We start from the raw sequence: 25,134 nt of genomic DNA on the forward strand, positions 1-25,134 counted from the left end.
GGTGTTGCCAAGTCGTTTTGGCAAAACGATTCTTCATCCCCACAGAATCTTTCACATCCCGTTCAAAGAGAAAGCCGACAGCGATGTCCACTCGAAAGACCATCTCCAGACTCGTCACACTCGGCGGCCTCTGCACTGCCGTCGCACTAGCAGCTACGGGTTGCGGTGCCGGGGGCCCCGCACCAACATCCGGAAGCGCGTCCAGCACTGTCAACGTCCTGGTGGAAGCAGGCGGCCACGCCGAGCTCACAGGCGTTGCCGAGCAATGCAAGAAAGACACCGGCCTCAACGTCAACTTCGTCGAACTGCCCTATGACGGTATGTTCAACCGGCTCTCCAGCGAGTTCTCCTCCGGCAACGTTTCCTTCGACGTCGCGGCGTTGGACTCCGTGTGGCTCCCCAGCTTCAAGGATGCAGTCCAGCCAATCGATGAACTGTTCACAGATGAAGCGAAGAAGGACATTTTCCCCGCCCTTGTGAAGGAAGCCAACGTTGATGGCCACTTCATCGGCATGCCTGCCTGGACCAACGCAGAGATCATCCTGTACCGCAAGGATCTCTTCGAGGACGCCAAGAACAAGGCAGATTTCAAGGCAAAGTACGGCTATGAACTGGCAGCCCCCACCACGTGGAAGCAGTACCAGGACATTTCCGAATTCTTCACCAAGGACGGCATGTACGGCACGGACGTGAAGGGCGCCGTGGAAACGGAATGGCTCGCTCACGTCCTGCAGGCCGGCTCGCCGATGGTCCTTGACGCGAACAACAACGTGGTCATCGATAACGCTGCCCACAAGGAAGCGCTCGACTTCTACGTCAGCCTCACCAAGTCAGCCCCTCCGGGTGCTGCACAGGTTGACTGGGCGGCGGCACAGAACCTGTTCAACCAGGGCAAGACCGCTATGACCCGCTTCTGGGCACACGCCTACCGGCAGATCCCCAAGGACTCTCCCGTAGCAGGCAAGGTTGGAGCTGCAGCGATGATTGGCGGCAGCGCCGGCGTCGCGGGTGTTCCGGGCCCGTGGTACCTGTCAGTACCCAAGGCGACCAAGAACGCTGATGCCGCCAAGAAGTTCATCAAGTGCGCGTACGACCACAACAGCATGGGTGTGGAATCCAGCCTTGGACTCGCCTCCCGCATCTCAGCATTTGAGAAGTACCAGAACCAGCCAGGCTACGAGAGCTTCAAACCGCTGATTGAAACGCTCAACGGCAAGGCAACCGCAACGCGTCCGGCAACAGCCAAGTGGCAGCAGATTGTGGACACCGTGCTGGTGCCGCTCCTGCAGAAGGCTGTGGCCGGCGGCGACTCCGCCACCCTCCTGGCTGACGCCAAGAAGCAGATCCAGGACCTCCTCAAGTAAAGGCTCCGCGGCCGGCACCAGCAGACTCAGCCGGTGCCGGCCGCGGCCCCAACCAACAGAGCCCCAACAAACAGAAGAGAAAATCGTGCGTATCTCCGATCGCCGCTTCGCCCTATACCTGATGACCCCAGCGGCGCTGTTCCTGGCCGTGTTCGTGGCCTACCCGCTGTTCCGCCTCGTCGCGGACAGCTTCTTCAAGATCTCGCCCATCGCGGGCGGCCCGCGTGACTTCGTCGGATTCCAAAACTATGCGGCAGCGTTCGCCTCCGAAGCCTTTATGGGTGCCGGCTGGCGGACCCTGGCTTACACAGTGGTGGTGGTGACGCTCGAGTTCGCGCTCGGCCTTGGGATGGCTCTCCTGTTCACCACGCTGGGACGCAAGTCCCAGATTTGGCGAACGGTGTTCCTTTACCCGCTGATGATTGCGCCGATCGTGGCCGGCCTGCTCTGGAAGTTCCTGATGATCGATAACTTCGGCCTCATCGGAACCCTCCTGCACCAAGCGGGCATCCTCTCAAACCCGAACCAGATCGGCTGGCTCTCGGACCCGGACATCGTGCTGTTCTCGGTAGCCGTCCCCGATATCTGGCTCACGACGTCCTTTATGTGCCTGGTGCTGTTCGCCGGCCTCCAAAACATCCCCGGCGACCTCATCGAGGCAGCCCGCCTGGACGGCGCCAAGGCACCGGCGCTCCTGTTCCAGATCATCCTTCCGCTCCTCCGCCCGGTGATCGCCGTGGCGCTGGTGGTCCGCGGAATCGATGCCGCCCGGGCCTTTGACACAATCCTCATCCAAACCAACGGCGGCCCGCAGTCCGCCTCCGAAACCATGAGCCTGCTGATCTACCGGACCATGATCCGCTTCGGCGATCCCGGCCTGGCCAGCGCCATGGGCACTATCTACCTGCTGGCGATGCTCGCCGTCGCATTCTTCGCGGTGGCCACCATCTGGCGGCCAGGAAAGGACAACTGATGCGCGTCGCCGAACGAACAAAGCCCGACGGCGGGAAGGCGCCTGCCGTGAGTGCCAGGAGTTCCGTTTCAACCGCCACGCATGTTGCCCCGCGCAAGCGCCGCGGCGTCAACCGCGAAGGCCTGGAAGCCGGCCGCCGCAGCACCAGGACCATTCTGTGGATCCTGCTGGCCGCAGCCATGGTGCTGTACGGATTCCCGTTCCTGTACCTGCTGTTTACGTCTTTCAAGACCCCGATCGACACCATCGCCGTTCCACCTACCATCCTCCCCAAAGAATGGACCCTGGAGAATTACGCGAATGCCCTTGGCCGTAGCGGTGTGCTGGCTTCATTCATCAACAGCATCCAGACCGCAATCATCAGCACCCTGCTGTCGTTGGTCCTGGCTGTCCCGGCGGCCCTATGGCATCACGCGCTACAAGACTCCGAGCGGCCGGGTGTTCATCATGGCCGCGCTGGTCACCCGCATGGTGCCGCCGGTAGCAATCGGCATTCCGCTGGCATCCATGATGGCTTCGGCTGGTTTGGCGGATACCCCGATCGCATTGTCCATTGCCCACACCACCATTTCCTTGCCGCTGTCCATCTGGCTGATGTCCAGCTTCTTCGAGGCCGTTCCCCGCGACCTGGAAGAGGCTGCAACGGTGGATGGCTGCAGCAGGCTCGGCGCGCTCTGGCGGGTAGTGATCCCGGTGGTTTCCGGAGGCATCGCCGTCACCGCGATCTTCGCCTTCCTCGCATCATGGAACGAGTTCCTCTTCGCACTCCTGATGACCGCCATCCGATCCCAGACGACTCCAGTGGTCATCGCGAACTTCCAGACCCAGTTCGGCCTGGACTGGGGATCCATGACGGCGCTGGCCGCCGTTTACTCCATCCCGGTCATCCTTCTCACCCTTCTCTTGCAGCGCAAGATTGTCGCAGGCATGACGCTCGGCGCCGTTAAGGGCTGAGAAACCGTCAAGGGCTGAGAACCGTCAAGGGCTGGGAAACCACACCACAAAAAGGGCAGAAGCTATGTCAAGCAACAACTACTACGACGTGACTACGTGGCCGGTCGGCAACCCGTCCGAAGACGTCGGCGAAGTCATCAACAGCATCATCGCCGATATCAAGGACCGGCAGGCAGCTACCGATGTGAACAACGGAGGAAAGCCGGGGGCGGTGATCTACCTGCCACCCGGGGACTACCACCTCCGTACGCAGGTGGTGATCGATATCAGCTTCCTAAGGATCCAGGGCTCGGGACACGGCTTTACGTCTTCGAGCATCAGGTTCAACGTTCCCGAAGAGGAGTGGCCTGATCTGCACGAGCTGTGGCCCGGAGGAAGTCGCATTATTGTCGATCTTCCGCCCGCCTCGGACGGGGAGGGCGCGGACGGGGAGGGCTCGGACGAAGCCAACGGGGCGGCCTTCTACATTGAGCGAAGCGGGAGCCCCCGGATCAGCTCGGTGGAGTTCTCCAACTTCTGCATTGACGGCTTGCACTTCACCCCGGACGGCTCGGGGCTGCCACCGGAAAACACTTATGTGAACGGCAAGACCGGTATCTATGTGGCGAGCGCCAATGACTCATTCCGCGTCACGGGGATGGGGTTCATCTACCTTGAGAACGCCCTCACGATCCATAACGCCGACGCGCTGTCCATTCACGATAACTTCATCGCCGAGTGTGGAAGCTGCATCGAGTTGCGCGGTTGGGGACAGGCGTCCAAGATCACCGACAATTTGATCGGGGCAGGTTTCAAGGGCCACTCGATCTACGCCAGGAACCATGGCGGGCTCCTGATAACCGCGAACAACATCTTCCCCAGGGGTGCGAGCAGCGTCTATTTGGACGGCGTCACGCGTTCAAGCGTCACCAACAACCGTCTGCATTCGTTCTACCCCGGGATGGTGGTGCTTGCCGCTAACAGTTCCGAGAACCTGGTGGCAACGAACCATTTCCTGCGTGACCATGAGCCCTGGACACCCTTCCTGGGAGTCGATAACGGGCTGGACGATCTTTACGGGCTTCTCTGCGTTAGCGGGAGCAACAACTCTGTGGTGGGCAACCACTTCTCCGAGGTCATCGACGCACAGAGCATCCGTCCCGCAGGTGCGACGCCGGTCATCATCCGTTTGCTGGAGGGGGCTGGAAACTTCGTCTCCAACAACCATGTGGTGGCGATGGACGTTCACTCCACATCCAGTGATTCCTGCTTCTCTGCCCAGGTGGACGCCCTGCTGACCACAGGTGCTTCCGACGGGCTCGCCGTTACGGCCGTCCTGGTCGAATCCGGATCCGCCCGGAATACGGTCCTGGATTCCGGGACTGACGCGCAGGTTATTGCAGACAGGGCTGTCAACGCCTTGAGGGCCACACCGACAGTCGGTTTCCAGGCGGCACATGCTGATTCGATCGCAGGATCAGCACCAACATCATGAGGACGTGGGGGACCAATGACCAATAGATCAGTGGGTATCAAGGATGTGGCGGCAGAGGCCGGGGTTTCGGTCACCACCGTCTCCCACGTCCTGAACGATGTTGCCTACGCCCGGGTGGGCGCCAGGACCAGGGAGCGGGTGCAGGAAGCCGCACACCGTCTGGGGTACGGCCCTAACCGGCTGGCACAAGCCCTGCGGACGCAACGTTCAGGAATGATCGGGTTCATCAGCGAGGAAATCGCTACCACGCCGCATGCAGGCAGGATCATCCTCGGCTCAGAGGAAACTGCCAAGCGCCGGGGCTACAACATCATGATCATCAACTCCACGAGCACCAGCTCCCAGGAGTCCAAGGAAAGCCAGGTGGCGGACCTGCTGGACCGGCAAGTGGACGGCATCCTGTACGCCACGATGTATCACCGGAAGCTGGCTGTGCCCGGGAATCTGGCAGGACTGCCTGCAGTCCTGGTGGACTCCGAAGACATCAGCCACACTGTTTCCTCCGTCATCCCCGACGAGGTGGGTGGAGCAAGGTCGGCCGTGCAGACATTGATCGACGCCGGCCACACCCGGATCGGGATGCTGAACAACACCGACGACGTGCCTGCAACCCACTCCCGGTTGCGCGCCTTCAAGGAAACGTTGGCAGACGCAGGGCTGCCGTTCCACGAAGAACTGGTCCAGTCCGAGCATTCGGAGATGCCTGGTGGCTACCAGGCGGCGCTGCGCCTGCTGAAACCTGAGAGCCGGCCAACCGCCGTGTTCTGCTACAACGACCGCATGGCCATGGGCGCCTACCGGGCCGCTGCGGAACTCGGTCTAAGGATTCCGGAGGACATCTCCTTCGTCGGTTTCGACAACCAGGAGCTCATTGCCGAAAACCTTTACCCTGCGCTGACAACGGTGGCACTGCCGCACTACGAGATGGGCGCATGGGCAACGGAAAACCTGATCGATGCCATCGAAGGGAAAACCGACCTGCAGCTGTTCGCCACCCACCCCACCGTTCTTCCCTGCCCCATGGTTCTTCGCGATTCCGTCGCATCCCTCCCGAAAGACCTCCGATGACTGAAACAACAACCCACCGTGCCGGTCCCGGCGAAGACGCCGCCCCATCGGTGCGCCCGATCCTTCACTACACGGCCAGGAACACCTGGCTGAACGACCCCAACGGACTGGTTTGGCACGGGGGCCTCTACCACCTCTTCTACCAAAACAACCCGTTCGATAACGTCTGGGGCAACATGTCCTGGGGGCATGCCACCTCAACAGACCTCCTGCACTGGACTGAACACCCGGTTGCCATCGCCTGCGACGATGAAGAAGACGTGTTCTCCGGCAGCATCGTGGTGGACCACGGCAATACGTCGGGCTTCGGCACAGAGGAAGGTCCGGCGTTGGTGGCCATCTACACGAGCGCCTTCAAGGAAGGCTCGACGCATCAGGGGACACAGGCACAGTCCCTCGCGTTCTCCACGGATGGCGGCATGACCTGGAGCAAATATGCAGGCAATCCGGTGCTTGGCCGGGGCTCGGCCCATTTCCGGGATCCCAAGGTTTTCCGCTATGAGGGATCTGCCGGGTCCTGCTGGGTGATGGTGGCCGTGGAGGCCCAGCATCAGCAGGTTGTTATGTACCGCTCGGACAATCTGAAGGACTGGGAATACCTGAGTACTTTCGGGCCCGCGAACTCGTCGGAAGGCGAATGGGAATGCCCGGACTTGTTCCCGCTCCCCGTCGATGGCAATCCGGAGAACGTCAAGTGGGTCCTGGTGGTTAACGTCAATCCTGGTGCCGTGGCCGGTGGCTCGGGAGGGCAGTACTTCGTGGGCCACTTCGATGGCGTGCGGTTCACTGCCGATCCTGATTCGCTCGTTTCACCGCACGCTGACGGGACCATCGATCTCAGGGAATGCCTGTGGCTGGACTGGGGACGTGACTACTATGCAGCGGTCTCCTTCAGCAACACCCCGGACAACCGCCGCATCATGATCGGTTGGATGAACAACTGGGACTATGCCAACTCCTTGCCCACGGCCCCGTGGCGCTCGGGCATGTCGCTTGCCCGCGAGGTTGAACTCGCGACTGTAGAGGGTTTGCCGCGCCTGGTGCAGCGGCCGGTGCTTCCGCCGGTGTTGCCGCTGGATTCCGGGACGCCAGCCAACATTCTTCAGGATGCCGAACTTCACGACTCCGCGGTGCAACTGCCCGACGCCAGGACCGGATCAGCCCAGCTGATCGAGGCTGAGATCCTGCCCGGCTCGGCCCGGACCATTGCGTTCAGGCTTTTGTGCGCCCCGGACGGGAGCGCCGCAACGGTTCTCAGCTTTGATGCCGTAACGAGTCAGCTCATCCTGGATCGCCGCAATTCCGGCAACACTGCCTTCCACGAAAAGTTTGCGTCGGCCGAGTCGGCGCCAGTGAAGCTCGACGGCGGTGTGCTGAGGCTGCGTATTATCGTGGACCAATCGGTGGAGGTCTTCGCCCAAGACGGCAGCGTTGTCCTGAGTGATCTTGTTTTTCCCCTGCCCGGGAGCCTGGGCACAGATCTGCGCGTGGAAGGCGGCACGGCCACTGTCCGGAAACTGGCCGTCGGCTCACTGTCCTGACCCCGAGGCTCCCCGAACGGTAGAGGGAGGTCTGGCGCCGGCTGCCCGGTCCGAGGAGACTGTGGGTGTGGACGTTGATTCCTCACGAACGGATACGGACATGGCCGCCACGTCACCTTCCCATCCCACTGTCACCACTATTTCCCTGACGATGGCCGACATTGGCCCACTGAACCCCTTGCCCGTGGTGGCCGCGGAGCTCGATCAGCCGTACACCGTGGGCGAGGGAGTGCCGGAAGAACTCCAGGCGGCGGTCCGCTACGGTGTAGTGCCCAACGTGTTCCCGTACCTCATGCAGGATGGCTATAGCCGGGAGGCGGCACCCAAGGAGCTGCCCGCCGTCGTGCTTGAGAACAGCAAACTCAAGGCGACCGTCATACCGTCACTGGGCGGCCGTATTTGGGAATTGTTCGATAAAACGACGGGAAAGCAGCTCCTCCACACGCACGACGCGCCCCAGCTGGCCAACATAGCGCTGCGAAAGGCGTGGTTCGCGGGAGGCTTGGAGTGGAACATTGGCACGCGCGGCCACTCGCCCACCAGCTGCGATCCACTGCACACGGCGATCGTCCACACCGCGGACGGAAAGCACATCCTTCGCGTGTGGGAGTTCGAACGGCTCCGGGAAGTGGTGTTCCAAGTGGACATATGGTTGCCTGCCGAATCGGACGTGCTGTTCGCGGCGGTGCGCATCCGCAACCCGAATGACCACGACGTTCCCATGTACTGGTGGAGCAACGCAGCCATTCCGGAGACGGACCGCACCCGGGTGATCGCGCCGGCCCACGAAGCATTTGGCAGCGACTACGCCACGGACATCACCCGCGTCCGGCCCACAAACCACAACGGCTACGACGGCACGTGGTTGGTCAACAGCCCGCATGCCGCCGATTTCTTCTTTGATATCGATCTATCCGAACGTCGCTGGGTTGTGGCTGCGGACGACGACGGCGATGGGCTGGCGATGCTATCCACGAGCCGGCTGAGGGGCAAGAAGCTTTTCGTCTGGGGACAAGGCCAGGGCGGTAAACGGTGGCAGCAGTGGTTGAGCCCGGGTGCCGGCCCTTACGCCGAGATCCAGGCTGGCTTGGCGAGAACCCAGTTTGAGCATTTGTCCATGCCGGCGGGTGCGGAATGGTCGTGGGTGGAAGCATACGGAAACGGGCATCTGGACCCGGAAACGTCCCACGGATCGGATTGGGATGCGGCCGTGGCCCATGCCGGCCAGCGGCTTGAGGAGCTCCTGGCGCACGAGGACCTGGAGGCAATGCTGCCTGCCGCCATCACCGATGCTGACGTCCCGCCATCCACCATGGTGCTCCACGGCAGTGGCTGGGGAGTCGTGGAGCGGGCACGGCGCCGCAGGACGGGCAAGGGCTGGATTGACGAGAGCGGCACCCCGTTCGTAGATGAAAGCATCACGGCGGAGCAGGAACCATGGCTGGAACTGCTGAAGGGAAAAGAGTTCGACGGCGCAACCACCTTTGTTGCCGGAGCTGACTGGGAGGAGCTGCTGGAGGGACAGGAAAGTCCTGAGGCGCGCTTCCACGTGGCCACCATGAGGCATGCCAGGCAGGATCTGGAGGGAGCCAAGGCGGCCTACCGTGGGGTGCTTGCTGCCGGGGGCGTTCAGCAGCGGACCTTGGCGCTCGCACATCGCGGATTGGGGTTGGCGTTATTGGCCGACGGCATCGATGGCGAGGGCCCTGGATGAACTCAGGAGCGGGGTTCAGGCCGACCCCTCCAACAGGGCATTACTCACCGAGGCTGTGACACTCAGCATCCGCCATGACCACCCGGCCCAGGCGCTGGAACTGCTGGAGTCCGCGCCCAAGCTGGAGTCCGAGCCCAAGGAGGGCGCCGCCGTCGGGCGTTTGAGGTTCCTCAAGGCCCTGGCACTAGCCCGTGTGGGCAGGGCAGGCGATGCTGCAGCCATCCTGCGCGAAGGGGTGGAGATACCGGATCTCCGCGAGGGCGAGGATGCCATAGCGGCGCTGTGGGAAGAAGTCTGTCCGGGTGAAGCAGTGCCCTTCGACTACCAATTTGGAATGCACTAGGGGACTGCTTTCGCGGCATTCCAAAGGGAAGGCGCTATCCCGTCTTCGTCCTGAAAATGCCGGGCGGGGCGAGTAAGAAATCAACCCTTGACGGGTGGACACGCTACGGAGTTAGTGCCGGGGTGGGCGTAGCCGTGATGGTGGCGGTCGCTGTGGGGTCGGTTGTTGGGGTCGTCGTGATGGTTGCGGTGGGAGCGGCCGTAGCTGTTGGCGTGGGTGAAGCTGTGGGTATAGGCGTTGGGGCGGGTTCAGCCGTTGCTGTCGGCGTGGGTTCTGCGGTCGCTGTTGGGGTCGGTGTTGGGGAACCGGTTGGTGTCGCGCTCGGAGTTGGGGTTGCCGTTGGTGAAGCGGTTGGTGTCGCGGTCGCTGTTGGGGTTGGCGTTGGTGATGCGGTCGGCGTTGCGCTCGCCGTTGGGGTCGGTGTTGGTGAAGCGGTCGGGGTGGCGCTCGCAGTTGGGGTCGGCGTCGGCGTTGGGGTAGCTGCGGGTGCTGGAGGCGGCGCAGCCGGCTCGGGAGCCGACGTCTCCGGCTCGCCAAGTGCGATCCCGAGCGACCACACCGGAACCTCGCCAACCGGCGTCGTTCCTGTTACCGGTGAGAAGCTTGTGAGCCTGAGCAGATCCACGGACGACTCTCCATCCAGCGGGATCAGGCTCCACGACGATGGATCCACCAGCACGCCATTCACAATCGTTTCAAAGTGGAGGTGGCATCCGGTCGAGGAACCAGTGGAGCCGACCAAGCCGATGACGTCCCCGGCTTCAACTACCTGCCCCTTGCGCACGGCGCTCGCCTGCAGGTGGTTGTACGTAGTGATAAGCCCGTTGCCGTGATCGATCTCTATCCGGTTGCCTCCGCCCCAGGCATGCCAGCCCACCTCGCGCACGTAGCCGTCATCGGCAGAATGAACCGGTGTGCCACAGGCCGCTGCGAAGTCCTGCCCTGTATGGAGTTCCCCAGGAGCACCTGTGATGGGACTGGTGCGCAGTCCAAAAGGTGAACTGGGACGCAGGTTCAGCAGGGGTGACATCAACATGCCTGGTCCTGGCCGCACATGACGGGACGCGGGATTCCCAACCGATGTTTGCCACGAAGCAGCGCCGGAACAGGGGAGTGTCAGCGGACCCTGGGAACTCAGGAAGCCCACGATTTCCTGGGCCAGCTGCCGGTACTTGGTGTAGTGGTCCGAGTCCTGGTTCCGCTGTACCTGATGGATGGCCAGGCTGGAAGGCAGAAGCTGCCAGTCCTTGATGCCCTTCAGGGCAAGGAAGAAACTGGTTGCGCTAACGAACGGATCCATTCGATCGGCATAGGAGCCCCATGCCCCGTTGGCGCGCTGCTGGAACAACCCGCGGGAGTCCGGCCCTGCGGCGTCGCCGTAATCCTTGCTTTCAAGGGAAGATTCGCCAAGCGCGGCTTGTACCCCCAGGATTTGGGCATCGGATGGCAGGCCCAGCTTTTCCGCCGCCACCATGATGGCCGAAGCATTACGGAGCTGGACGTCTGAAGGGGCGCCGGTGGTGGATGCCAGTCCAAACCCTGTCTGTTGACACAGCGTAGTACCCAAGGGGTTGGCAGGCGCGGGCTCAACCGTTCCCGAAGGGTTGGTGGCCTGACTCGGAGTGTCGTTCGTGGACCAGTTCGCTGCTGAGGGCGCATCGCCGGATGAATCTGCCCGGATCTGCTGGACGGCTGGGGGCGCCGGGGTGACCGCTCCGGATTGGAAGCAGCCAAGCATGACAGCGGCCGCGATAACCGCTAACGGAAAGCGGGCGTGCCCACGGAGCCGCGCCGGGCCTTTGTCAGGAGTCTTGTTGTTCACCAAACCCGCTCCTGACATGGATCCGTGCCCGGCGAAAAGTGTTGGAGGTCCACACCATTGTCTGGATCCGATCACTGCATGTTACGGGTACTGCATGTCTATGGGAATGACAGGCCCACGTCAAGGCTTTCCGCATACTGCGGTGCTCCAAATCCAGATGCTTGGCTAAGTCAAACAAGGTAAGTTGGCATGGTGACCCCCTCCGTGAAGCCTGCCATTGACCGCGCCCCCGGAATCTCCAAGGAGATCGAGGACGCGGCCTGGTATGTGCTGGGCCCGGCACTTCAAGGGAGACCTTCTGCGCTGGACGGGCGCACGCTGACCTGGACGGCAGACGCCGCCGGGGAACTGCTGGAACGCCTCGAGCGCGGGGTGGAAGATTCCAAAGCGCCCATGATGACAAACCTCCGGCAAAACCTTGAAGGCGCCTCCCGGGAAGCCAAGCTGCTGGCCGTGGAGTTGCTCTTCCTTCAGTCCTTGCCGCTGGCCCATGAGGTCAAGTCGCTCAGGGTGAAGCGTGCCCGTGTGGCCGAGGCTGCCTCCTGGGTAGGGCCCCCGATCGAGTTGCCGGAACAGCTCTACGAGGGCATGACGGACCACGGCGTGATCCGCGACCGTACCGCGGAGTTCAACTGGACCATTTGGGACCACCTGAAATGGCTGTGCCGCTTTGTTGCGCACGTTGACAGCCAAAGCACGGAGACCATCAACCAGGCGCTCGCTGATCCTTTGAAGTTCCATGAACTTGCGGTCGGAACACCAGAGGACCAGCCGGCCCTGCGCCGCAGTATTGAGTATTTGGTATGGCCCAGCTACTTCGAGCCTGTGGTGGCTGACGTGGAGCGCCGGGAGATTCGTGACGCTTTCGCCTCACTCGTTGGTGGTGCCGGGGGCGATACCGAAGAGGACGTGACTGCGGACATCCATCGGATCCGGCTGCACCTGGACGAACAAGCCGGCCAGCGCATCGACTGGTACGCACGCCAGCTGGTCAGCCAATGGCGGAAGGTGGGAGACCCCGGCCGCCGCTCCTGGTTGCTGCGTACCCATCACGACAACGCAGATCTGCTGGCTGCCTGGCTTGCTGAAGAGAAAGCCACCCTGGACGTTGAGCACCTCCGCTCGCTCACTGCAGGAGTCACTGCCGGTGTGGTCCAGCATGCCGTGGACGAGGATTACAAGCACCTGGGCTATGTGGAGCGCGAGGACACCAAGACGGCGGTCTTCGCCTTCCTCACCGTGATGAAACCCGGTGACCTTACGCTCTACCAACACGCCGGACGCGTCCGGGTGGGAGTCGTCCTTGGCGAGCCCGAACACCACGAGGACAACCGCCGCATCCGCCGCAAGGTCCGCTGGTTCGACGACAGTTACGCCATCACCGAACTCCCACGCCATGCACAGCGGCAATTGTCCACGCCCGGGATCATCGTGGACGTCACAAGGGTCATTCAGGCGTTGCAGGAACTCCTTCCGGTAGAAGCCGAAACCGATGGCGAGGACGAAGCGCCGCCCACCGCCGTCGTCGAGGTTGTCCAGCAGGGTTTCCGGCCCTTGACGGAAGAGTTCGCAGCTTCCCTTCACATGGACCTCGAGCCGCTGAAGGAAATCGCCGAGCTGCTCGAAGAGAACCGCCAACTGGTTCTTTACGGACCTCCAGGTACCGGCAAAACGTACCTTGCCAAGCACCTCGCTGCCGAGCTCGCCGGCGACAGCACCGATGAACGCGTGAAGCTGGTGCAGTTCCATCCGTCGTACGCGTACGAGGATTTCTTTGAGGGTTACCGGCCGGACAAGACCGACGACGGCCAGGTCTCCTTCAAGCTCGTGGCCGGACCGTTGCGTCGGCTCGCGGAGGAAGCTGCCAAGCCGGAGAACGCGCACAAGCCGTACTTCCTGATCATCGATGAAATGAACCGTGCCAACCTGGCCAAGGTCTTCGGCGAGCTGTACTTCCTCCTTGAGTACCGTGACGACCGCATTTACCTCCAGTACAGCCCCAACGAGCCCTTCAGCCTGCCGGACAACCTGTACATCATCGGCACCATGAACACAGCTGACCGTTCCATCGCCATGATGGACGCCGCCATTCGTCGTCGTTTCGCGTTCATCGAGCTGCATCCCAAGGTGGAACCGGTCAGGGGCTCGCTGCGGCGCTTCCTTCAAGCCCGCGGCCTGGACACGCTCAACGCGGATCTTCTGGACGCCCTCAACGACGCCATCGATGACTGGGACCGGGACCTGATGATCGGGCCGTCCTACTTCATGAAGAACGCTGCCCAGAACCCCACAGGGCTTCGCCGGATTTGGAAGTACGAGCTCATGCCGTTGCTGGAGGAGCACTACCATGGGCAGCTGAACCGCGCGCAGTTGGAGGAACGCTTCGGCCTGGACCAATTGCTGGGACGACTTGCTGCCCGCTAAGGCCGTCCCGCCACGCCCGCGGCGGCCACCGGCAAGTGCCGGTACGGCGCGTACGGCTGCCGGGACCCGGCACATCGTCATGGACGAGCTCTCACGGGGAGTCGTTGACAAGCTCGACCCCCCAACCGCTGCGTTCATCAACGCCAGTGGGCTGGCGAAAGCGTCACCGATTGGCATGGGCCTCTACAGGATCGAACCCGTCGGCAAAGTCGGCTCGGTAAGGACTTCCACCGTCCAGCTTGAGGTTCGCCCCAAGGACCGGCTTGGCTTAAGCCGCCTGCTTTTCCTCCTCAGCTACGCCGGCGATCAAGGCTTCCGCGACCACTCGGTGGAAGCCGTTGAGCACCCTGATCTCTGGAGTGCCCTGGCCGAATCGCTGGCCCAGCTGGCTGACCGCGCGCTGAGCCGCGGCGTCCTTCAGGGCTACCTCACCATCGATGAATCGCTGCGGACCGTCAAAGGCCGCATCCGCATCTCGGACCAGATCTCCCGCAGGCCCGGAATGATGGTGCCCTTGGAAGTGTCCTACGACGAATTCACCGAGGACATCGCCGAAAACCGCATCCTTCGCGCTGCCTTGGAACGGATGGGGAAGGTGCCAGGCGTCCGGGCCGACGTCCTGAGCCGCTTGCGCCAACTGAAGGGAAAGCTCGACGCCGTCACCCGCCTTCAGTCCGGAGCCCCCCTGCCGCCCTGGCGGGCCAACCGAATGAATCTCAGGTACCACGCCGTTCTGCGGCTCTCGGAGGTCATCCTGCGCAATGCCTCGGCCGAGGCCGGAGAAGGGAAGCAGCAGACCGCTTCCTTTGTGGTGGATATGGCACAGGTTTTCGAGGAGTTCGTGGGCACGGCTTTGAGGCATGCGATGAGTGCCTATCCTGGCGAAATGCGCCTCCAGTATGGGGCGCTGCTCAATGAGGCTGTCCGGGACACGGATCGCCTGACAGTCCGCCCCGACGCCGTGCACTTCCTGGGCGGGAGGCCCGTGGTGGTCTACGACTCCAAGTACACGGCGGCAGGAGATGCCGGTGCTTCGCTGAATGCGGACCATTACCAATTGCTGGCGTACTGCACCGCGCTCCGGGTCCCGACCGCATGGCTTGTCTACGCCGGGCCGGGGGAGATGAAGCTGCGAAGGATCCTGAACACGGACATCGACATCGTGGAGTATCCGCTGGACCTGTCCCGGCCGCCGTCGGAGATCCTGGCCGCCGTGGCAGACCTCGCGGAACAATCGTGGGGCGAGGTAGTGCGTCAGGCTGTGGCGGGAAGAACGGCCTCAGACTAGCCTGAGATCGTCGGCTCAATGAACTCCGGCTCAGTGGAAATTTTCGAGGGAGGCATCATGGCTCGCAGGAAATCGTGGCGCGATATGAGCAAGGGCCAGCGGATCATGCTCATTGTCAGCGGAGCCATAAATATGGCACTGCTGGGTGCAGCGCAACGGAGCATCGGAAAGACCCCCGACTCCAGAATCAGGGGGAAGAAGGCGGTGTGGCGCGCTGTTTCGTTCATCAACTTTTTCGGACCGGTGAGCTACTTCCTCTTCGGCCGCCGTCGTGATGCCGCAGTAGCAGGCACAGCGCGCTAACGCTCAGGCGGGCATCTTCACGAGGAAGGTTGTGCCCCGGCCGGGTTCGCTTTCCAGCGTGATGGTTCCGCCGTGCGCTTCAACGATCGCCTTGCTGATGGGCAGTCCAAGCCCGACGCCGGGAATGGTGCTGTTGCGTACGCCGCCGGCCCGGAAGAACTTGGTAAAGGCCTCGGACTGCTCTTCTTCCGTCATGCCCATGCCGGTATCGGAGACGCGGCAGAACACAAAATCCTGGTCCTCCCACGCAGCAACTTCCACGTCTGCGCCTTTGGGGGAGTACTTGATGGCGTTTGATACCAGGTTGTCCAGGACCTGGGCTATTCGTGAGGAGTCCACGTGGGCCTCCAAGGACTCAGGGACATCCATGGACAACCGGATGCCCGCTTTGGCTGCCCGGGGACCGGCTGAGCTCACGCTTCCCCGGACCAGCTCAGCCACGTCCACCGTGTGCGGCTGAATGACCATTTGGCCCGAACGCACAGCCAACAAATCCGATACCAGGGTAAGCAGCCGTTCGGCGTTCCTTCGAACGATGTCGAGTTGCCTCCGGGACGAGGGATCCAGGGAACGGGGATCATCCAGCAGGAGCTCCACGTAACCAAGGATGGACGTCAGCGGCGTACGGAATTCATGGGAGACGTTGGCGACGAAGTCGTCCTTGGCGGCCAGGGCATTGACCAGATCAGTGACGTCGCTGAAGACAACAACCGAGCCGGCGAAGTTCCCGTCGTCGTCAACCATGGGGCGGGCGCTTGTGGTGAAGGCACGCTGGTCTGTTCCGGAACCAAGCCACACGAGTTGGTCCGTGAACCTTTCCCCCAGGACCGCGCGTCGGACTGGACGGCGGTCAGTGGGCAGCGGTGTGGTCCTGTCCTGGTCGAAGACGAGCAGTTCGGATTCGTTCGGATCGTCATTGCCCGGAGGTGTTGCCAGCGAGTGGGTCTGGCGCTGGCGGCGGTTCATGAGGACGTCATGACCTTCGCCGTCCACTGCCACCACACCCAGCGGCAGGGCTTCCATGACCGTGTTGAGGAGCCGCTCCTGTTTGGTGGTGACGTCCAGCGCTTTCTTGAGTTCCTCATCCTTCTGCTCCAAAGCCCGTTGTTGGCGCACCATGCTCAGGGTCAACACGCTCACGGACACGCCGATGCCAAGTATCAGGATCGGGAAGAGCAGGGGTTTGGTGAGGTCCTGCTCGGTGAAGGATCCCTTGACGAACAAGGGAGCCCACACGATGCAGAGCGGACCCACGAATGACAAGGCAATCGCCAGCCTTGGATACAGGCCGGACGCACACAGCCAAATGACGGGCAGGACCACCAGGACACTGAGCCCCGTGAGCGCTTCCTGCCCGCCTTCCCTGCCGAAGGAAATCGACACCATATCCAGGATCGGTATCACCAGGAAGCTGGGGAACGGCAGCCGGTGCCACGGCACGATGACGCACATCGCCAGCAGGAATGCCTGGCTGAGCAGGAAGAGGAGGAACAGGGGATTCTCGAGGGTGGCGGGGAAAAACAGCCACACCAGAATCGCCGAAATGCACACACAGACGGACAGCGGCAACTGGCTGAGAACCACCCTCATTCGCAGGGTGTGTTCGTGGAAAGAGCGCCGGAAAACCAGGAGGTTTTTCTTCTCGCCAAGATCCCAGGTGCTTGGGCGGGTCACGGCGCAACCACCTGGAATGGAGAAGAAAGTCGGTTCATGAGATCAGCCTAACCATAATGGTTATACTTCGAAGGGTTATCGAAGGGGCTGAGGGGCAGCGATGAGTGAAGTACGTGTGGGGCTGGTCATTGAAGATGACCAGGATATTCGCGAATTGGTGCGTGTGGTCCTTTCCCAAGCGGGATTTGATGTCCATGTTGCATCCACTGGATCCGCGGGCGTCACGTCAGCCCGCGAACTGAATCCAGACGTCATAACCCTGGATCTGGGGCTGCCCGACATCGATGGTTTCGAGGTGGCACGCCAGATCCGGAAGTCCTCGGACGCCTACATCATCATGCTCACTGCCCGTGCGGAGGAACTGGACACCCTCATGGGCCTTGAGGCCGGCGGTGACGATTACCTCACCAAGCCCTTCCGTCCCCGCGAACTTCGCGCACGTGTCGAGGCCATGATGCGAAGGCCCCGCGCGTCGTCGGAGTCCAAAGCCGCCGCGGAAGCAACAGACCCCGAAATGACCCACAACGGCCTTGCCGTTTCGGCCGGCTCCCGGACGGCAGTCCTGCACGGCAAGGAACTGAGGCTGACCCGCACCGAGTTCGACCTCCTGCTTGCCCTCCTCGAAACCGGCCGGATTGTGCGGACAAAAGCAGATCTGGCGCGGCGCCTTCGCAACGAACCCTACGACGTCGGCAGTTATGTCAGCGACGCCGACGAGCGCGCCGTTGAAGTACACATGGGCAACCTGCGCAAAAAACTTGGCGACAGCATCCAGAATCCGCGCTGGCTCGAGACCGTGCGCGGCGTTGGATACCGGCTGGCGCCGCTGGCACAGGGCAACTAAGGATCACTGCCCACCCTGTGCCGCTGGACCGCGCCCGGAGGTTGCCCTATGGTTGGGGCATCAACGGTCGTTGGCCGGTGGAGCTCCATCGCGGAGGGTGCATCATGGGTATTATTTCTTCCGGTTTCCGTGGGCGACGGTCCGAGAACCCTGCGTTGCCTCCGGGACAGCATGAAACGCAGGACTTTCCTGTTCTGACCGCTGGACCCGCCCCGCTCATTCCCGTTCAGGAGTGGGAGTTCTTCATTACTGCGGAGGATGGCCAGCGGCTGGCGTGGTCCTGGGATGAATTCATGGCCCTGCCGCAGGAGGAGATCACCGAAGACATTCACTGCGTCACCAGTTGGTCAAAATTGGGAACAGTGTGGCGTGGAGTCTCAGTGGACACGCTTTTTGAAAACGTGAAGACCACCCGGGACTTCGCCACTGCCCATTCCTTCGGCGGCTACACAACCAATGTTCCGCTGTGGGACCTCCTGGGCGGTAAGGCCTGGGTGGCCTGGGAGTTCGATCACGAACCACTTGAACGGGCGCATGGCGGCCCGGCGCGGCTTTTGGTGCCGCACTTGTATTTCTGGAAAAGCGCCAAGTGGATTCATGGTTTGGAACTGACTGAGGAAGACGTTCCCGGCTTCTGGGAGTCGAACGGATACCATCTTCACGGCAATCCGTGGAGCGAGGAGCGGTACTCGTGAGGCCTTTGCCGTGAGTTCTGTATGGCGGGTCGCTGAAGTGGTGGGCGGGGAACCGGAAAACGCCACTGCCCGGACCATTAGGCTGCGCGTGGATGGTTTGATGGGATATCTGGCCGGCCAACACATTGATATCCGCCTCACCGCCGAGGACGGGTATACGGCCATCCGGTCTTACTCGGTGGCATCGGCAAGTGACGACGAGCATCTGGAAATCACCGTTGACGAACTGCCCGATGGCGAAGTGTCGCCTTACCTTGTCCGGGACCTGGCGGTCGGAGACCGGTTGGAAATCCGGGGACCGGTGGGTGGCTGGTTTGTCTGGCGGCAGGGCAACGCGAACCCGGTGCAGCTGATCGGGGGAGGGTCGGGTGTGGTGCCGCTGATGTCGATGATCCGTGCCCATCAGGCATCCGACAGCGAAGCCCCTTTCCGGTTGCTCTATTCCCTCAAGGCTCCGGAAGCTGAGCTCTACCGTGACGAGCTGCATCGTTTGGATCGGGAATCAGCCAAGCTGATGGTCGATTATGTCTACACGCGTTCGACGCCGGAGGGCTGGCCGGCAGCGCCAGGCCGCCTTACCTCCGAGAGCCTTTTGGGCAAGATCTTCCCAACAGAGGAGAAACCGGATGTTTTTGTTTGCGGCCAGACAGTCTTTGTGGAGACCGTTTCGGACTGGCTTGTAATGGCCGGTTATCGGCCGGAGTCGATCAAGACCGAGCGGTTTGGCGGGACGGGAGGTATCCGGTGACCAGCGCCGATGACTTCCCCGTCCCCGGGTCCGAAGACCCGGACATTGCAGCAGGATCCCATGACCCCATTCCGTATGTGGACGGCAACGCCGCTGCCGGCGCCCTGTCCGAAGTCTTCCGGATCGACATCATCGCGGCGCTCGGGCGCTGCAGGCATTGCGGTTCCGTCAGGGCTTTTGGCGAGGCCATGGTCTTTACCGACGCGCCCGGCATTGTGGTCCGGTGCCGCGACTGCCAGGGCGTCCTGCTGAGATTGGTCCAGACACCAACGCGTTATTGGCTGGATCTGAGCGGCCTCAGCTACTTGGAGATCGACCGCGAAGAATAAGGGTTGCCCAATCCCGAAGACGTGGACTTGGGCCTATTTCCCGGGCGTGACGGTTGAGGTCCAGTAGGCGTTCATTGCCTGTACGGCTTCTTCCTTACTCATGGTGGCAACAGTCGCCTCAGGGATCTTGGCTGTCTTGGTCAGGAGTATGACAAGCTCGAGAGGCAAGGCCGTAGTCGGCGCTTCGGGTAGGCCGCGGTCTGGCAGATCACCGTCCTTCACGCACCCCCAGAACTCGTCCGGGGTGACGTCCAGTTGATTCTTCAAAATTTCACCCCAGAGGGAAGGACCATAAGCGGTCCGGTCCACTGGGCGTGAGATGCGAGTCCGAAGAATTCTCCCGTCATGTAAGGCGAGCTCATAGGTGGCGTGGTGACGGACCTTCTGGCCCTTGGCGTTGGGCACAGGTTGCCATTCCTCCGTCCTGCAGAAAGTCTCGTGATCATCTCGGGTGCCTGGGGGATATTTTTGGCTCACTTCTTGCTACCGGTCAGCCATGCGGCCAGTTCCTCATCAGTGGAGGAGTCAATCAGTTGTACTAAAGCCCAGTTGCCTCGATGGTTTGATGCCATGCGGAGGTGGTCCTCCCAGTCTTCAGCGTATTCACGAAGAGCGTCGATTAGATCAATGGTCGCTTCTTCCAACGTCGTCCCCTCGGCTGCCAGGGGCAAGCCGGGCAGGAACATGGCCCATGCCCCGTCCTCGTTGACGACCTGCGCTTTTGCCGGAAGGTTATTCACTAAGAATTCCTTGAACAAGCTGGTGTTCACGACAGAGGCGGAGCTCTCTCCACGCTCAATGATGGACAGGCCGCCGCGATCGCTAGTATCCAAAATTGTCTTGAAGGACTTGCGGGCGCCGGCGAAACCGAAAGTCCGCCGCTCGTGTGTAGGAGTGCTCATACATACAACCATGAGCCATGTACATGATGTACGTCAACTCTAACGTCTGGATCGTGTCCCCTACCGACGCATCTGGATGATCGTCTTCCCATTCCGGCGTGCGGCCGGATTAAGGGCATTGATCACGTCGTCGAATTCCCCGATGTTTCCGATGTTTGTCCGAAGCCGTCCGTCTCGGATTCGCTGGACGATCTCACCCAGTTGGGCACGATCCGACTCGACAACGAAATCCACTGCCAGACCATCTTTAGGGCGTGCTTCAACCGGCCCGGTGATGCTCACCAGCGTTCCGCCGGGCCGGATCAGGGCCGCTGACTGCTTCTGGATATCGCCACCGATGACATCGAATACCAGGTCAACTGCGCTGATATCCTGCAAGGTGTCGTTGGCGAGATCGATGAATTCGTGCGCTCCAAAGTCGAGGGCCTTCTGCCGATCGGCAGTTCGTCCGGTGCCGATGACGTAGGCGCCCGCTTCACGTGCCAGCTGTGTCACCATCGTTCCGACTGCCCCAGCGGCGCCGTGCACGAGCAGGCTCTGCCCCGACTGGATGCGGCCATGGATAAACAAGCCCTGCCAGGCGGTCAGACCAGAGATGGGCAGGCTCGCGCCAACTGTGAAGGGGACGTCGCCCGGCAGCGGCGCAAGGTTACGTGCTTCCATGGCCACGTACTCCGCCAGGGTCCCATCCCGGTGCCAGTCCGCAAGGCCAAACACGCGTTGACCCACAGTCAATCCTGTCGTCCCATAACCGAGCGAGGTTACGACCCCGGCCACCTCGTGCCCAATGATGGAGGGTGTCCGGTCCCGGCCGGCTCTATCAGTCCAGGTCGAGGGCCATTCCACCTCGGTTGGGACGAATCCCGAGGCATGAATCTCAACAATGACATCATTTATGGCCGCAGCCGGCTGCGGCCGTTCGGCCATTCTCAGCCCGGCCATTCCGGCAGACTGATCCGACACAATAACTGCTTTCATCAAAAGCTCCTGTCCTCGATCCTGGCCAACACCGCGGATTCACATTTAACAGCGCCGTACAACCCGGCACCACAACCGGCGCCGCCTAACTGCCCACCCGCAACGGCTCCGCCATCACCACAGGATGATCGCGGCCCCCGTCCTCGCGGAAATCGGCCTCGAAGAACTCCGCGTTCGCCCTGACGTAATCCGCCCATTCGTCAGGGACATCCTCCGCATAGTAGATCGCTTCCACGGGGCACACAGGATCGCATGCCCCGCAGTCAACGCACTCGGACGGGTGGATGTAGAGCGAGCGTTCACCTTCGTAGATACAATCCACCGGGCACTCGTCAATGCACGCCTTGTCCTTCACATCCACGCAGGGCTGTGCGATCACGTAGCTCATGGCGCACTAAATACCGGTGTAGACGGTCTTGCCCCAGGTGTAGAAGTCCAGGGCGGACCTGCCTTGCTCGCGGAAGGTGTTGGTGGAGGAATCCTTCACGCCGCCGAAGGGAACGTTCAGGTCCAGCCCGGCAGTTGGGCGGTTGATCTTCACTACACCTGCCTGCGCGCGGGCTGCGAAGTCCGTGGCGAGGGCCAGGGAGTCGGTGCAGATGCCGGCGGTGAGCCCGTAGCGGGAGTCATTGATGGCTGCGAGGCCGGTTTCATAGTCTGCCACTTCGAGAACGGTCACCACTGGCCCGAAAATCTCTTCGGTTACGGCTGCGTCGTCGAACGGCAGTCCGGTGAGAATCGCCGCCGGGAAGAACAGCGCGCCGGTGGGGTCGCCGTCGTGCTGTCCGTGCAGGAGTGTGGCCCCGCGTTCGACGGCGGTACGCACCGCTGCCTGGTCCTGCTCGAATTGCTGCCTGCTCACTACGGCACCCATCCGGACCTCGCTATCAAGCCCGTCACCGGTGGTGTAGGCGGCGGCCTCCCGAACCAAGGCGTCCAGGAAGGCGGAGCGGATGCCCGGTGTCACGTAGACGCGGGAGGTTGCTGTGCACGCCTGGCCGGTGAGGCCGAATGCACCGGCGGCGACTACCTGCGCAGCTTTGCGGGGGTCGGCGTCATCCAGCACCAGAACACCGTTCTTGCCGCCCATCTCGAGTTGGACCCGGGCGCGCCGGGCATTGAGGATCTCCTGCAGCCCAAGGCCAACATTGGTGGAGCCGGTGAAGGACAAACCGGCGATGCGGGGATCGCGGGCCAGGGCGTCACCCACCACGCGGCCCTTGCCGTGCACCACGTTGAACACCCCTGCGGGTAGCCCGGCGTCCTGCAGTGCACGTGCCAGGTGGGTGGTGGACAACGGAGTGAGCTCGGCCGGTTTGATCACCACGGCGTTGCCGCTGATCAGGGCAGGCGCGGTTTTCCATGCCGGAATGGCGATGGGGAAGTTCCACGGGGTAATGAGTCCCACCACGCCCAACGGTTCCCGACGCGTTGTGATGGTGGTGTCCGGCAGGCCGCTCGGCAGGACTTCGCCCGTTGCCGCCCAGCCCAGCGAACCGAAGAAACGCAGCACGTCCGAGGCACGCCTGACCTCCCCCTTTGCCTCCGCGAGTGTTTTTCCTTCCTCACGGACAAGGTCCTCGGCGATTGCGTGTTGGCGCTCGTTGAGCAGGTTTCCAGCCGCGATGAGGATGGCGCCCCGGGCTGGTGCGGGCAGGGCCGCCCATGACGGCTGGGCCGCGGCGGCCGCGGTAATAGCGGCGTCCACGTCCTGGACGGTGCCGCTGGGTGAGAGTGCTGCGAGTTCGCCTGGCCGGGCCGGATTCATTCGCTGCGTGTCCGGGTCTCCGAGCCACTGGCCATTGATGAGGTGCTGGGCGGCAACCGTAAGCGGGTCGGTGATCGCCTGGGCGTCAACTGCTGTGGAAGTCATGATGTTCCTTAGGATTTCGGGAGGGGAGGCTAGAGGCTGCGGATCAATCCGCCGTCGCACCTGAGCGCGACTCCGGTGATGTACGACGCCGGCGCGCTGCACAGGAAAGCGGCAGCAGCACCGAACTCGGCAGGTTCTCCATAGCGTCGGGCGGGGATGGTCTTGCGGGATTCGAGCTGGATGTCTTCCAACGTGGTCCCGCGTCGCTTGGCGGCGGCATGGTCAAGTTGCGTGACCCTGTCCGTTGCGATGCGGCCCGGCAGGAGCAGGTTCACTGTGACCTCGTCCAGGGCAACTTCGGCAGCGAGGGTCTTGAGGTAGCCAGCCAGGGCAGCACGTCCGGTGTTGGAGACCGCGAGGTTGGGAAGCGGGGCTGTCACGCCGCTGGACCCGATAGCCAGGATTCGGCCCCACCGCCGTTCCCGCATCCCGGGAAGCACGTGGGAAACCAAAGCGTGCTGCGGTTTGACCAGGAGATCAAACGCCGCCGCAATGTCATCGGAGCTCAGCGTGGCTGCGGCACCGGGTTTGGGGCCAGGGCCGTTGAGGACGAGGATGTCGATGGGTCCCAAATCAGCGACCGTCTGTTCGACTGCCGATTCGATGCCCTCGGGCGTTGTGAGGTCCGCTTCGATCGCCACGGCGTCGAAACCGCTCGTTCCAAATGAGCCGGTTCCGTACGCGGCCTGCAGTTCAGCGACGATCTCCTTTGCACGGTCCCGGCGGCGGCCCACGATGGCAACGCGAACGCCTTCGGCAGCCAGGGCACGCGCTACGGCCAGACCCAGCCCACCCGTGGAGGCGGCAACCAAAGCGGTCTTGCCCGCGATTCCCAGATCCATCACAGGCTCCTTGCAAGGGTCGTGTCATTTTCAAGGGCTGACGCTGCCTCGCGAAGATGTGTGCCCATACTCCCGCGCAGGGCTTCGGGAAAGCCCGCTGCAGGGGCGCGAACGCCCGAGTCCTTGATGAGTCCCCGTTCGCGCAGGCACTCCTTGCGAATAGCCAGCGCCACCTTCGCCTGCTGCTCAAAGTTGATCAGCGGCAGGTAAGGGAGCAGTTCGCGCCGGGCTGCTTCATAGCCGTCCTGCTGCCACGCCCGCACGCAAGCTATGAGGGCTTCAGGGTAGGAGAAACCAGTCATTGCGCCTGCTGCGCCGGCCATCAGTTCATCCAGCAGTCCCTGTCCGCCCAGGCCACCAAAGACTGAAACCCCGACGCCGGCACTCAGCTCCGCGATCGCGACGCTGGTGGGAGGTGCTTCGGCCTTGACGGCTATGACGAATTCACAAGAGGTCACCACCTTGATCAGAGCGGACGTGGGGATGCTGACGCCACTTGCCAACGGATAATCCTGAAGGACAACCTTGGCGCCAGTAGCCCTGTGGATGGCATCCAAGTGCGCAATCACTGTCTCGGGCCTGGCCGAGTTAGCCTGCACCATCACAGCTGCCAGGCGTTTTCCGGCAACATCCTGAGCAGCCCGGACTTCCTCAATGGCAGTCCGTGTGGCCAGGGCAGTCACGCCCACCACCAACGGCAGCGAGGTGCATTCGACGACGGTCTCCAGCACTTGCCGGCGTTCCCCGGCCGTCAGTGCGGCTGCTTCGCCGAAGACTCCCAGCACGGTGAGTCCCGTGGCACCGATGGCCTCGTAATGCTCCACGAGCTCGGACAAACTGTCCAGGTCAACGTCCAGCGTGCTGCCCTGGAATGGCGTGGCAACAACCCCCCAAACGCCTGGAGACAAAGATTCAGGGTGCTGCATTGGATGTTCCCGGGATTCGAGCGCAGCTGATGGCTGCATCGGTATCTCCTTATCT

The 25,134-nt window shown here is 62.3% G+C and carries 23 protein-coding genes and 1 pseudogene; 15 read left to right on the top strand and 9 right to left on the bottom strand.

Going from position 1 to position 25,134, the window contains the following annotated elements:
- Positions 1-83: 83 nt before the first annotated feature.
- The 8 genes and pseudogenes from LDP01_RS15435 (at position 84) to LDP01_RS15470 (ending at position 9,431) form a co-directional block, all read left to right on the top strand.
- On the top strand, positions 84-1,364 hold the full coding sequence (locus LDP01_RS15435; protein ID WP_224091232.1) for an ABC transporter substrate-binding protein: 1,281 nt from the start codon (positions 84-86) through the stop codon (positions 1,362-1,364).
- Between the two features lie 85 nt (positions 1,365-1,449).
- Entirely contained in the window at positions 1,450-2,337 is an 888-nt protein-coding gene (locus tag LDP01_RS15440) for a carbohydrate ABC transporter permease (RefSeq protein ID WP_224091233.1), read from the top strand.
- Positions 2,337-3,291: pseudogene (locus tag LDP01_RS15445) on the top strand (carbohydrate ABC transporter permease). The gene LDP01_RS15440 and the pseudogene LDP01_RS15445 overlap by 1 nt, the downstream one beginning before the upstream one ends.
- 64 nt (positions 3,292-3,355) lie before the next feature.
- Positions 3,356-4,765, top strand: a complete 1,410-nt coding sequence (locus LDP01_RS15450) for a right-handed parallel beta-helix repeat-containing protein (protein ID WP_224091235.1) — start codon at positions 3,356-3,358, stop codon at positions 4,763-4,765.
- Between the two features lie 15 nt (positions 4,766-4,780).
- Positions 4,781-5,833, top strand: a complete 1,053-nt coding sequence (locus LDP01_RS15455; RefSeq protein WP_224091237.1) for a LacI family DNA-binding transcriptional regulator — start codon at positions 4,781-4,783, stop codon at positions 5,831-5,833.
- Positions 5,830-7,374, top strand: coding sequence for a glycoside hydrolase family 32 protein (locus LDP01_RS15460; RefSeq protein WP_224091238.1), 1,545 nt, complete (start codon positions 5,830-5,832; stop codon positions 7,372-7,374). Before LDP01_RS15455 ends, LDP01_RS15460 begins: the two co-directional genes overlap by 4 nt.
- A gap of 67 nt (positions 7,375-7,441) precedes the next feature.
- Positions 7,442-9,088 carry a DUF5107 domain-containing protein gene (locus LDP01_RS15465; RefSeq protein WP_224091239.1) on the top strand — a complete coding sequence of 549 codons (1,647 nt, stop codon included), beginning with the start codon at positions 7,442-7,444 and terminating at the stop codon, positions 9,086-9,088.
- Positions 9,069-9,431: a hypothetical protein gene (locus tag LDP01_RS15470; protein WP_224091240.1), complete on the top strand. Its 363-nt coding sequence runs from the start codon at positions 9,069-9,071 to the stop codon at positions 9,429-9,431. The genes LDP01_RS15465 and LDP01_RS15470 overlap by 20 nt, the downstream gene beginning before the upstream one ends.
- 103 nt (positions 9,432-9,534) lie before the next feature.
- On the opposite strand, the gene LDP01_RS15475 is transcribed toward LDP01_RS15470, so the two are convergent.
- On the bottom strand, positions 9,535-11,253 hold the full coding sequence (locus tag LDP01_RS15475) for a M23 family metallopeptidase (RefSeq protein ID WP_224091241.1): 1,719 nt from the start codon (positions 11,251-11,253) through the stop codon (positions 9,535-9,537).
- Between the two features lie 189 nt (positions 11,254-11,442).
- Between LDP01_RS15475 and LDP01_RS15480 the strand changes: the two genes are divergently transcribed.
- The 3 genes from LDP01_RS15480 (at position 11,443) to LDP01_RS15490 (ending at position 15,268) form a co-directional block, all read left to right on the top strand.
- On the top strand, positions 11,443-13,677 hold the full coding sequence (locus tag LDP01_RS15480; RefSeq protein ID WP_224091242.1) for an McrB family protein: 2,235 nt from the start codon (positions 11,443-11,445) through the stop codon (positions 13,675-13,677).
- Between the two features lie 79 nt (positions 13,678-13,756).
- Positions 13,757-14,965, top strand: a complete 1,209-nt coding sequence (locus tag LDP01_RS15485; protein ID WP_224091243.1) for a 5-methylcytosine restriction system specificity protein McrC — start codon at positions 13,757-13,759, stop codon at positions 14,963-14,965.
- A gap of 57 nt (positions 14,966-15,022) precedes the next feature.
- Positions 15,023-15,268: a PLDc N-terminal domain-containing protein gene (locus LDP01_RS15490; RefSeq protein WP_224091244.1), complete on the top strand. Its 246-nt coding sequence runs from the start codon at positions 15,023-15,025 to the stop codon at positions 15,266-15,268.
- 3 nt (positions 15,269-15,271) lie between these two features.
- On the opposite strand, the gene LDP01_RS15495 is transcribed toward LDP01_RS15490, so the two are convergent.
- On the bottom strand, positions 15,272-16,942 hold the full coding sequence (locus LDP01_RS15495) for a sensor histidine kinase (protein WP_224091245.1): 1,671 nt from the start codon (positions 16,940-16,942) through the stop codon (positions 15,272-15,274).
- Between the two features lie 100 nt (positions 16,943-17,042).
- Here LDP01_RS15495 and LDP01_RS15500 point away from each other — a divergent pair, with 100 nt between their 5' ends.
- The 4 genes from LDP01_RS15500 (at position 17,043) to LDP01_RS15515 (ending at position 19,558) form a co-directional block, all read left to right on the top strand.
- On the top strand, positions 17,043-17,786 hold the full coding sequence (locus LDP01_RS15500; protein WP_224091247.1) for a response regulator transcription factor: 744 nt from the start codon (positions 17,043-17,045) through the stop codon (positions 17,784-17,786).
- 104 nt (positions 17,787-17,890) lie between these two features.
- Positions 17,891-18,481, top strand: coding sequence for a molybdopterin-dependent oxidoreductase (locus tag LDP01_RS15505; RefSeq protein WP_224091249.1), 591 nt, complete (start codon positions 17,891-17,893; stop codon positions 18,479-18,481).
- A 10-nt stretch (positions 18,482-18,491) separates the two neighbouring features.
- Positions 18,492-19,229, top strand: coding sequence for a ferredoxin reductase (locus tag LDP01_RS15510; protein ID WP_224091251.1), 738 nt, complete (start codon positions 18,492-18,494; stop codon positions 19,227-19,229).
- Positions 19,226-19,558 carry a DUF6510 family protein gene (locus LDP01_RS15515; protein ID WP_346658927.1) on the top strand — a complete coding sequence of 111 codons (333 nt, stop codon included), beginning with the start codon at positions 19,226-19,228 and terminating at the stop codon, positions 19,556-19,558. The genes LDP01_RS15510 and LDP01_RS15515 overlap by 4 nt, the downstream gene beginning before the upstream one ends.
- 33 nt (positions 19,559-19,591) lie before the next feature.
- Here the strand turns inward: LDP01_RS15515 and LDP01_RS23760 are convergent, their stop codons facing one another.
- The 7 genes from LDP01_RS23760 to LDP01_RS15550 all read right to left on the bottom strand — a co-directional run bounded on the left by LDP01_RS23760 (position 19,592) and on the right by LDP01_RS15550 (position 25,118).
- On the bottom strand, positions 19,592-19,825 hold the full coding sequence (locus tag LDP01_RS23760; RefSeq protein ID WP_346658928.1) for a hypothetical protein: 234 nt from the start codon (positions 19,823-19,825) through the stop codon (positions 19,592-19,594).
- A gap of 206 nt (positions 19,826-20,031) precedes the next feature.
- Positions 20,032-20,460: a RelB antitoxin-like protein gene (locus LDP01_RS15525; protein WP_224091255.1), complete on the bottom strand. Its 429-nt coding sequence runs from the start codon at positions 20,458-20,460 to the stop codon at positions 20,032-20,034.
- Positions 20,461-20,520: 60 nt separating this feature from the next.
- Positions 20,521-21,438 carry an NADP-dependent oxidoreductase gene (locus tag LDP01_RS15530; protein ID WP_224091256.1) on the bottom strand — a complete coding sequence of 306 codons (918 nt, stop codon included), beginning with the start codon at positions 21,436-21,438 and terminating at the stop codon, positions 20,521-20,523.
- A gap of 85 nt (positions 21,439-21,523) precedes the next feature.
- Positions 21,524-21,826 (bottom strand): ferredoxin, encoded by a 303-nt coding sequence (gene fdxA / locus LDP01_RS15535; RefSeq protein WP_224091257.1) that lies wholly within the window; start codon positions 21,824-21,826, stop codon positions 21,524-21,526.
- 6 nt (positions 21,827-21,832) lie between these two features.
- Positions 21,833-23,311, bottom strand: coding sequence for an aldehyde dehydrogenase family protein (locus LDP01_RS15540; RefSeq protein ID WP_224091261.1), 1,479 nt, complete (start codon positions 23,309-23,311; stop codon positions 21,833-21,835).
- Between the two features lie 29 nt (positions 23,312-23,340).
- Positions 23,341-24,153 carry an SDR family oxidoreductase gene (locus tag LDP01_RS15545; RefSeq protein ID WP_224091263.1) on the bottom strand — a complete coding sequence of 271 codons (813 nt, stop codon included), beginning with the start codon at positions 24,151-24,153 and terminating at the stop codon, positions 23,341-23,343.
- Positions 24,153-25,118, bottom strand: a complete 966-nt coding sequence (locus LDP01_RS15550; RefSeq protein WP_224091265.1) for a dihydrodipicolinate synthase family protein — start codon at positions 25,116-25,118, stop codon at positions 24,153-24,155. The genes LDP01_RS15545 and LDP01_RS15550 overlap by 1 nt, the downstream gene beginning before the upstream one ends.
- Positions 25,119-25,134 lie beyond the last annotated feature (16 nt).

It is taken from the genome of Arthrobacter sp. StoSoilB13 (assembly GCF_019977255.1).
GTDB lineage: Bacteria > Actinomycetota > Actinomycetes > Actinomycetales > Micrococcaceae > Arthrobacter.

What these genes read in the sequence shown, in the direction of transcription:
- LDP01_RS15505 (WP_224091249.1), top strand. Translation starts at nt 17,891, where the DNA reads ATGGGTATTATTTCTTCCGGTTTCCGTGGGCGACGGTCCGAGAACCCT.
- LDP01_RS15530 (WP_224091256.1), bottom strand. Translation starts at nt 21,438, where the DNA reads ATGAAAGCAGTTATTGTGTCGGATCAGTCTGCCGGAATGGCCGGGCTG.
- LDP01_RS15545 (WP_224091263.1), bottom strand. Translation starts at nt 24,153, where the DNA reads ATGGATCTGGGAATCGCGGGCAAGACCGCTTTGGTTGCCGCCTCCACG.
- LDP01_RS15480 (WP_224091242.1), top strand. Translation starts at nt 11,443, where the DNA reads ATGGTGACCCCCTCCGTGAAGCCTGCCATTGACCGCGCCCCCGGAATC.
- LDP01_RS15540 (WP_224091261.1), bottom strand. Translation starts at nt 23,311, where the DNA reads ATGACTTCCACAGCAGTTGACGCCCAGGCGATCACCGACCCGCTTACG.
- LDP01_RS15455 (WP_224091237.1), top strand. Translation starts at nt 4,781, where the DNA reads ATGACCAATAGATCAGTGGGTATCAAGGATGTGGCGGCAGAGGCCGGG.
- LDP01_RS15450 (WP_224091235.1), top strand. Translation starts at nt 3,356, where the DNA reads ATGTCAAGCAACAACTACTACGACGTGACTACGTGGCCGGTCGGCAAC.
- fdxA (WP_224091257.1), bottom strand. Translation starts at nt 21,826, where the DNA reads ATGAGCTACGTGATCGCACAGCCCTGCGTGGATGTGAAGGACAAGGCG.
- LDP01_RS15500 (WP_224091247.1), top strand. Translation starts at nt 17,043, where the DNA reads ATGAGTGAAGTACGTGTGGGGCTGGTCATTGAAGATGACCAGGATATT.
- LDP01_RS15470 (WP_224091240.1), top strand. Translation starts at nt 9,069, where the DNA reads ATGGCGAGGGCCCTGGATGAACTCAGGAGCGGGGTTCAGGCCGACCCC.
- LDP01_RS15525 (WP_224091255.1), bottom strand. Translation starts at nt 20,460, where the DNA reads ATGAGCACTCCTACACACGAGCGGCGGACTTTCGGTTTCGCCGGCGCC.
- LDP01_RS15550 (WP_224091265.1), bottom strand. Translation starts at nt 25,118, where the DNA reads ATGCAGCCATCAGCTGCGCTCGAATCCCGGGAACATCCAATGCAGCAC.
- LDP01_RS15490 (WP_224091244.1), top strand. Translation starts at nt 15,023, where the DNA reads ATGGCTCGCAGGAAATCGTGGCGCGATATGAGCAAGGGCCAGCGGATC.
- LDP01_RS15485 (WP_224091243.1), top strand. Translation starts at nt 13,757, where the DNA reads ATGGACGAGCTCTCACGGGGAGTCGTTGACAAGCTCGACCCCCCAACC.
- LDP01_RS15460 (WP_224091238.1), top strand. Translation starts at nt 5,830, where the DNA reads ATGACTGAAACAACAACCCACCGTGCCGGTCCCGGCGAAGACGCCGCC.
- LDP01_RS15435 (WP_224091232.1), top strand. Translation starts at nt 84, where the DNA reads ATGTCCACTCGAAAGACCATCTCCAGACTCGTCACACTCGGCGGCCTC.